This is a genomic window from Stenotrophomonas sp. STEN087, from assembly GCF_056759115.1.
Genome location: NZ_JBRRCR010000130.1, coordinates 1 through 7,312, shown reverse-complemented (window position 1 = coordinate 7,312; position 7,312 = coordinate 1). Strand labels below are relative to the sequence as shown.

Below are 7,312 nucleotides of genomic sequence, written 5' to 3'. Positions count from 1 at the left end.
GCTGAGCCCCTCGTGGCTGGTCGTTTTCTAGAGCAGAAGCCGTGCTTGGCCGGGGGGGGGGGGGGCGCCGGGGGCCCCCGGGATACCGCCACAGGCGGGTTTTCCCCGCCCCCCAGCCCCCCCCCCCCCCCCCCCCCCCCCCCCCCCCCCCCCCCCCCCCCCCCGCCTCCCCTCAGGAAGCCAGCACTTGATCTTGACGTTGCTCTAGCGGGTGCAGGGCAGCAGCCCTGCAAAGAAAACCCCACCCTCAGTACCGGGGCCGGCCTTCTTCCAGCACCTGCCGCAGGAACGGCACCGTGATCCGCCGCTTCGCCGCCAGCGACTCCCGGTCCAGCCAGTCCAGCAGCGTGATCAGCCCACCCAGCTCGCGCCCGGTATGCGACAGCAGCCACTCGATGGCTGCCTCGTCGATCGCCAGCCCACGCCGCAGCGCGCGCTCGCGCAGCACCGCCGCCCGCCCTTCCTCGTCCAGCGGCTGCAGCAGCACCCGCACGCACTGGCCCAGCCGCGAACGCAGGTCCGGCAGCACCAGGCCCAGCTCACCCGGCGCGTGCTGCGCCGTGTACAGCACCGTTATCCCCGCCGCGCGCGCACGGTTGTGGAAGTCGAACAGTGCAATCTCGTCCTCGCGGTGGCCCGCCACCGCATCCAGGCCATCCAGCGCCACCAGCTCACGCTGCTCCAGGCCATCCAGCGCCGCCGCCACCCGGCCAACCGCGCCGGCCAGCGGCACGTAGGTCGGCAGGCGCCCGGCCTGCTGCGCGCTGGAACACATCGCCAGCGCCTGGTGGGTCTTGCCCGTGCCCGCCGCACCTTCCAGGTAGACCCAGTCATGGCTGGCGCCCACCGCGATCGCACGCAGCTGCGCCAGCGCGCCATCCGGCGCGCCGATGAAGGTCTCCAGACGCTGGTCCCGCGGGTAATGCAGGGCCAGCGGAAGTTGCGGCACACCAATCACTTCGGGTCCGGGCCGTGCTCGTAGGGGTCGAGGATGATATGGGGTGCGTCGATCACGCCATCAAGCACGATGGCCGGCTTTTCGCCGACGTACAGCTCGCTCTGGCGGTAACGCTGGTGCGCATAGCGCAGCAGCACGTTGCTGACCGCCGCCACCGGCAGCGCCAGCAGCATGCCGAGGAAGCCGAACAGCTGGCCACCGGCCATCACCGCGAAGATCACCGCCACCGGGTGCAGGCCGATCTTGTCGCCGACGATGCGCGGGGTCAGCACGTAGCTTTCCAGCAGCTGGCCGACGGTGAACACCACGCCCACCAGCAGCAGCAGCTTCAGGTCGATGCCCTGTGCCTGCACCAGCGCCGCCACCACCGCCATCACGATGCCGGTGGTCGCGCCCAGGTACGGGATGAAGCTGATCAGGCCGGCCACCAGGCCGATCAACAGGCCCAGCTTCAGGCCGACCAGCGACAGGCCGGCAGCGTAGATCACGCCCAGCGCCACCATCACCAGGAACTGGCCACGGATGAACGCGCCCAGCACCTCGTTGGATTCGCGCGCCAGGTTGGTGATCGTCCCGATGTGGTTGCGCGGGATGACCGAGGCGACGCGCTCGACCAGCTTGTCCCAGTCACGCAGGAAGTAGAACGCCAGGATCGGCAGCAGCGCCAGGTTGACCATCCAGGTCACCACGGTGAAGCCCGAGCGCGAGACATAGCCCATGAAGGTGGTGGCGAAGCCGCCGGCCTGCTGCCAGTGGCTGCGCACCCACTCGATCAGCCGGTCCGGGTCCATCCACTGCATCACTTCCAGGCCGGTCTTCTGCTCGAACCACGGGATGCCGGTCTGCATCAGCCAGGCCTGCGCCTGCGGCACGGCGGCCATCAACGTGGTGATCTGGCGCTCGATCATCGGCACCAGCACCAGCAGCAGCGCGGTCACCACCAGCACCATCGCCACGAACACCAGCACCACGCCGGTGTTGCGCGAACGGCCGGTGGCCTCGATGCGGTCGACCAGCGGGTCACCCAGCCAGGCCAGCGCCAGGGCCAGCACGAACGGGGTCAGGATGGGGGCCAGCAGCCACACCACCCAGCCGATCAGCAGGGCGACGGCCACGTACTTCAGCCGTCGCAGGAACTGCGCGATTTCCGCTTCCGGGGATTGGGTCATCGCAGCCGGTACTCGTTGCTGACCGGGGCCGGCTGCGGCGCGCCGGTGCTGTCATCGATCGGCGCCGGCAGGGCCGGCAGGGTCGCCGACGGCACCAGCACGCCGTTGTCGCCCAGCATGCGGTTGAAGCCAGCCAGGCCGGTGGTCATTTCCAGGTTCAGCTCCAGGTGGTCGGCCGTCGCCCGCAGCGGGGTGACGTTGCGCACCACCGGCACCTCGCGCAGGCCGGCGGCCAGGCGCAGGTATTCATCGGTGCTGTTGATGCCGGTCACCACCACGCGGTAGGTACCGGCCGCACCGGTGGCCGCGCCCGCCTTGGCGTAGCGCTTGACCAGGGCATCGGCGGCGCCGTCGGCACCGGCGGCCATGGCGCGCATGGCGTTGGCGTCCTTGGTGGTCCACTTGTTCAGCTCGCGGCCGTTGTCGACGAACACCCAGTCCGCCTGCCAGCCGCCATTGGCGCGGTACAGCTTGCCGATCAGCTGCATCGGCGGCGAGTAGCGGGCCGATGCGCGGGACACCGCGGCGCTGTCCTGGCGCCAGATGGCCCCGGCCAGCGCCTGTTCGGCGGCACCACCGCTGGGCAGGCCCAGCTTGTAGCCACGCTCGATGGCGCGGTTCAGCAGCGGGCGGGCCGCATTGGCCTGCTGCACGCTGACCAGGCGCGGGCCGCTGCCGTCGTCCACGGCCAGCCAGACCACCGGCTTCGGACGCGGCTGCGGCCACAGCGGCAGGCCCAGGGCCGAGACCAGTGCATCGACGTCATCCTCGCGGAAGCGGGCGACCAGCAGGGTCCGGTAGCTGGGCGCGCCACTGGCGCCGACGCTCTGGTCCTGCTTGAAGTCGTAGCTGGCCACGTAATCCTTGGCGTTGCGCAGGGCCTGCACCACGCCCGGGCGCGCGGTCACGTTGCGGTCGCCGGACAACTTGCCCAGCACCACGCTCAGGGCACGGGCCAGGCCACCGTTGCGGTCGGCCTCGGCCTGGCTGTTCACAGGCACTTCGGCCTCGTAGGCACCACTGGCGGTGGCGACATCTCCCTCGGTGCGAAGGGCGCTCTGGGCCATCGTGGCGACCGGCAGGCACAACGCAAGGAGCAGGGCGGGAATAAGGCTGCGGCGCATCAGGACATCCATTGGCTCGACGTATCCGGGGGGAATTGTTGCCCGAATACGGACTTTGCGCCAATGCGGCCTGTTAAAATCGTCCGTTCAACCCCTGCCAGCGCCGACGCCCGTGACCAACACCCCGTCTTCCGCCCCCTCCCCCCTCACCTACCGTGACGCGGGTGTCGACATCGACGCCGGCAACGAGCTGGTCGAGCGGATCAAGCCCCTGGTGAAGCGCAGCTTCCGTCCGGAAGTGATGGGCGGCCTGGGTGGCTTCGGCGCCCTGTTCGACCTGTCCAACAAGTACCGCGAGCCGGTGCTGGTGTCGGGCACCGACGGCGTGGGCACCAAGCTGAAGCTGGCCCACCAGCTGAACCGCCACGATACGATCGGCATCGACCTGGTCGCCATGTGCGTCAACGACGTGCTGGTGCAGGGCGCCGAGCCGCTGTTCTTCCTGGACTACTTCGCCACCGGCAAGCTGGACATCGACACCGCCGCGGCGGTCGTGGGCGGCATCGCCAACGGCTGCACCGAGGCCGGCTGCGCGCTGATCGGCGGCGAAACCGCTGAAATGCCCGACATGTACGCCCCGGGCGAGTACGACCTGGCCGGCTTCACCGTCGCCGCGGTCGAGAAGAGCGAACTGAAGGACGGCGCCAGCGTGGCCGCCGGCGACGTGCTGATCGGCATCGCCTCCTCCGGCCCGCACTCCAACGGCTACTCGCTGGTGCGCCGCATCTACGACCGCGCCGGCCAGCCGGCCGACCTGGAGCTGGAAGACGGCGTCAAGCTGGTCGACGCGCTGATGGCGCCGACCCGCCTGTACGTCAAGCCGATCCTGTCGCTGCTGAAGTCGCACGGTGCGGCCATCCACGGCATGGCCCACATCACCGGTGGCGGCCTGACCGAGAACATCATCCGCGTGGTGCCCGACGGCCTCGGCCTGGACATCCAGGCCTCGGCCTGGCCGCTGCCGCCGGTGTTCCAGTGGCTGCAGAAGGAAGGCGCCGTGGTCGACAGCGAGATGTGGCGCACCTTCAACTGCGGCATCGGCTTCGTGCTGATCGTCGCCCCGGAGCAGGTCGCCGCGGTGTCCGAAGCCGTGCAGGCGCAGGGCCTGGATCACTGGCCGATCGGCCAGGTGGTCACCGCCAGCGGCGCCGAACGCGTCCGCATCGCCTGATCGACACCCAAGGAGCCCGCATGGACGCTACGCCCCCGTTGTCCGCCGCACCGGTGCCGCCCCCGGCCCCGGTTGCGCCCGCACTGACCGCACAGGACATCGACCACCTGCGCCTGCTGGCGATCTTCCATTACGTGGTGGCCGGCCTGGCCGCCGTGTTCGGGCTGATCTTCTGCATGCACATCGTGATGGGCATCGCCATGCTCAGCGGCGCCCTGCCGATGAACTCCAACGGCCAGGCCACGCCGCTGCACGAGCAGCAGTTCATGGGCTGGATGTTCATCATCATGGGCGGCTGCGCGGTGTCCTTCGGGCTGGGCCTGGCAGGCTTCATCGCCTATGCCGGGCGCTGCCTGAAGCAGCGGCGCCGGCACCTGCTGTGCATGGTGGTGGCCGCCATCGCCTGCCTGTTCACCCCGTTCGGCACCGTGCTGGGCGTGTTCACCCTGGTGGTGCTGCTGCGCCCGCAGGTGAAGGCGGCCTTCGAAGCCAACGCGCCTTCCCGCCTCTGAGATACCCGATGGCCGCCGCATGACCGCACGCATCGCCGTACTGGCCTCCGGCCGTGGCAGCAACCTGCAGGCCATCCTTGATGCGATCGATGCCGGCCGCCTGCCGGCCAAGGTGGTGGGGGTCTTCTCCGACCGCCCCGACGCAGCGGCACTGCAGCGCGTCGGGCCCGGCCAGCGCTGGGCACATGCGCCGAAGACCTTCAGCGACCGCGCCGCGTACGAGCAGGCGCTGGGCGATGCCGTGCAGGCGGCAGCCCCGGACTGGATCGTCTGCGCCGGCTACATGCGCATCCTCGGCGCCGACTTCGTGCAGCGCTTCAACGGCCGCCTGGTCAACATCCATCCGTCGCTGCTGCCGCTGCACAAGGGCCTGCACACCCACGCCCGCGCGCTGGAAGCCGGCGATGCCGAGCACGGCGCCAGCGTGCACCTGGTGGTGCCTGAGCTGGATGCCGGCACCGTGCTGGCCCAGGTGCGCGTGCCGGTGCTGGCCGGCGATGACGCGGACAGCCTCGCCAACCGGGTGCTGGCGGTCGAACATCCGCTGCTGATCGCCACCCTGCAGCTGCTGTGCGGCGGCCGCCTGGCTGAACGGGAGGGTCGGCCGACACTCGACGGTCACCCCCTGTTTAGCCCATTGGCTCTAGATTCCGCCGGAAACCTGAACCGGTAACGCCCGTGCACACGCCCCGCTGACTGCGGGGCTGGCATCCTGCCTCCTCCTGCGGTTCCTGCCCGCCATGAAGAACACGCCTCCGTTGCGCAAATTCCTGCTGCTGCCGTTCGCCGTGCTCGCTTTCGCCGCGTGGGCACAGACCCCGCCGTCGGCCGAGCCCGCGCCCGTGGTCCAGGCACCGCCCGAACCGGCCGTGCCCGCGCTGCCGGCGATGGCCTGGGAGCCGCCGCCGCTGCAGCCGTTCAGCGCCACCTACCAGGCCTTCTACAAGGGCAAGCAGGCAGGCGATGCGACCATGCAGGTCAGCCACACCGGCGGCAACCAGTGGCGGGTGGACATGCAGGTGGTCGGCCGTCGCGGCTTCGCCAGCGTGCTCGGCCTGAACCTGGAGCAGAGCACCGTGTTCGAGGAGCGCAATGGCGTCTACGCGCCGTTGAGCCAGAGCACCGTGCGCAAGGGGCTGTTCCTGGGCAAGAAGGCAGTCGGCACCTACAACTGGGAAGCCGGTACGGCGCAGTGGACCGGCGATGTGAAGAAGGACCGCGCCCAGCCCATCCCGCTGCAGCCCGGCGACCAGAGCGCGCTGCTGCTGAACCTGTCGCTGATGCGCGATGCCCGCCCCGGCGCGGTGATGCACTACCGCTACGTCGAACTGGGCAAGGTGCGCCAGCACGATTACCAGGCCGCCGCACAGACCGAGAACGTCGAGGTCGGCGACCTGTCCTACAACGCACTGAAGGTCTACCGCACCAACGGCGGCAAGAACGAAACCATTCTCTGGATCGCCAACGGTGTCCCCACCCCGGTGCGCATCCTGCAACGCGAAGATGGCGAGGACCGTGTCGACCTGCGCCTGATCGAATACCAAGGAGTATGAGCATGACGACCCTGACCCGCCCGCTGACCTGGATCGCTGCTGCCGCACTGTCGGTGGCCAGCCTGCCGGCCATGGCCCTGCAGCCGTTCAAGGCTGATTACCTGGCCAGCTACATGGGCATGCAGGCCAACGGCACCATGACCCTGGCCAACGAAGGCACCGGCAAGTGGCGCTACAACCTGCAGGTGAAGAACCAGCTGGCCGACCTCAGCCAGAGCACCGTGTTCGAGGAAGTGCGTGGCCAGCTGCGCCCGCTGAGCAGCCAGGACCGCTCGGCACTGCTGGTGAAGAAGCGCAACGTGCAGGCCAACTACAACTGGACCAGCAACCAGGCCACCTGGACCGGCGACATCAAGCCGGACCGCGCCGGCCCGGTCGCGCTGAAGGCCGGTGACATGGACGCGCTGCTGATCAACCTGGCGATCGCCCGCGACCTGGCCGCCGGCAAGCCGCTGACCTACCGCATGGTGGACGAAGGCCGCATCAAGAACATGACCTACAAGGTCGTGGGCAAGGAAGCGGTGACCGTGGGCGGCAAGAGCTACCAGGCCACCAAGGTCTCGCGCGTGGACGGCGACAAGGAACAGATCGCCTGGATCGTGCCCGAGTTCCCGGTGCCGACCCGCATCCTGCAGCGCGAAGGCGGCCGCGACGCGCTGGACCTGACCATCAAGGCGTTGAACTGACGCGCGGTGCCGCGGTAGCCGGCGGGGGCGGGACCCGGGGCGAACCTGAGAACACACGCGGCGCCCCCCCGCCGGCGCCGCCAGCCACAAAAAAAACAAAAACCCGGCCCAGATGAGCGTTTTTAATTATAATATCCGC

General features: G+C 69.4%; 8 protein-coding genes. 5 read left to right on the top strand and 3 right to left on the bottom strand.

Annotated elements, in window-relative coordinates; genetic code table 11:
- Positions 1 to 247: 247 nt before the first annotated feature.
- From hda to ACVOK1_RS19680, 3 genes are read right to left on the bottom strand one after another with little or no spacing between them, the layout of a single operon-like run.
- A complete protein-coding gene (hda, locus tag ACVOK1_RS19690; RefSeq protein ID WP_108770628.1) occupies positions 248 to 955 on the bottom strand; it encodes a DnaA regulatory inactivator Hda in 708 nt (235 codons plus the stop codon).
- Entirely contained in the window at positions 955 to 2,127 is a 1,173-nt protein-coding gene (locus ACVOK1_RS19685) for an AI-2E family transporter (RefSeq protein WP_108768050.1), read from the bottom strand. Before ACVOK1_RS19685 ends, hda begins: the two co-directional genes overlap by 1 nt.
- Positions 2,124 to 3,251, bottom strand: a complete 1,128-nt coding sequence (locus tag ACVOK1_RS19680; protein ID WP_313052266.1) for a DUF2066 domain-containing protein — start codon at positions 3,249 to 3,251, stop codon at positions 2,124 to 2,126. Before ACVOK1_RS19680 ends, ACVOK1_RS19685 begins: the two co-directional genes overlap by 4 nt.
- A 112-nt stretch (positions 3,252 to 3,363) precedes the next feature.
- On the opposite strand from ACVOK1_RS19680, the gene purM reads away from it, so the two are divergent.
- The 5 genes from purM (at position 3,364) to ACVOK1_RS19655 (ending at position 7,173) form a co-directional block, all read left to right on the top strand.
- Positions 3,364 to 4,422: a phosphoribosylformylglycinamidine cyclo-ligase gene (gene purM, locus ACVOK1_RS19675; protein ID WP_108768048.1), complete on the top strand. Its 1,059-nt coding sequence runs from the start codon at positions 3,364 to 3,366 to the stop codon at positions 4,420 to 4,422.
- Between the two features lie 20 nt (positions 4,423 to 4,442).
- Positions 4,443 to 4,934 carry a hypothetical protein gene (locus ACVOK1_RS19670; protein WP_481563009.1) on the top strand — a complete coding sequence of 164 codons (492 nt, stop codon included), beginning with the start codon at positions 4,443 to 4,445 and terminating at the stop codon, positions 4,932 to 4,934.
- Positions 4,935 to 4,953: 19 nt separating this feature from the next.
- Complete coding sequence (gene purN / locus ACVOK1_RS19665; protein WP_481563008.1) at positions 4,954 to 5,607, top strand: phosphoribosylglycinamide formyltransferase; 654 nt, start codon at positions 4,954 to 4,956, stop codon at positions 5,605 to 5,607.
- Between the two features lie 67 nt (positions 5,608 to 5,674).
- Positions 5,675 to 6,487 carry a DUF3108 domain-containing protein gene (locus tag ACVOK1_RS19660; RefSeq protein WP_481563007.1) on the top strand — a complete coding sequence of 271 codons (813 nt, stop codon included), beginning with the start codon at positions 5,675 to 5,677 and terminating at the stop codon, positions 6,485 to 6,487.
- A 2-nt stretch (positions 6,488 to 6,489) separates the two neighbouring features.
- Complete coding sequence (locus ACVOK1_RS19655) at positions 6,490 to 7,173, top strand: DUF3108 domain-containing protein (protein WP_108768044.1); 684 nt, start codon at positions 6,490 to 6,492, stop codon at positions 7,171 to 7,173.
- Positions 7,174 to 7,312: the final 139 nt, after the last annotated feature.

What these genes read in the sequence shown, in the direction of transcription:
- ACVOK1_RS19685 (WP_108768050.1), bottom strand. Translation starts at nt 2,127, where the DNA reads ATGACCCAATCCCCGGAAGCGGAAATCGCGCAGTTCCTGCGACGGCTG.
- purN (WP_481563008.1), top strand. Translation starts at nt 4,954, where the DNA reads ATGACCGCACGCATCGCCGTACTGGCCTCCGGCCGTGGCAGCAACCTG.
- ACVOK1_RS19655 (WP_108768044.1), top strand. Translation starts at nt 6,490, where the DNA reads ATGACGACCCTGACCCGCCCGCTGACCTGGATCGCTGCTGCCGCACTG.
- ACVOK1_RS19670 (WP_481563009.1), top strand. Translation starts at nt 4,443, where the DNA reads ATGGACGCTACGCCCCCGTTGTCCGCCGCACCGGTGCCGCCCCCGGCC.
- ACVOK1_RS19680 (WP_313052266.1), bottom strand. Translation starts at nt 3,251, where the DNA reads ATGCGCCGCAGCCTTATTCCCGCCCTGCTCCTTGCGTTGTGCCTGCCG.
- ACVOK1_RS19660 (WP_481563007.1), top strand. Translation starts at nt 5,675, where the DNA reads ATGAAGAACACGCCTCCGTTGCGCAAATTCCTGCTGCTGCCGTTCGCC.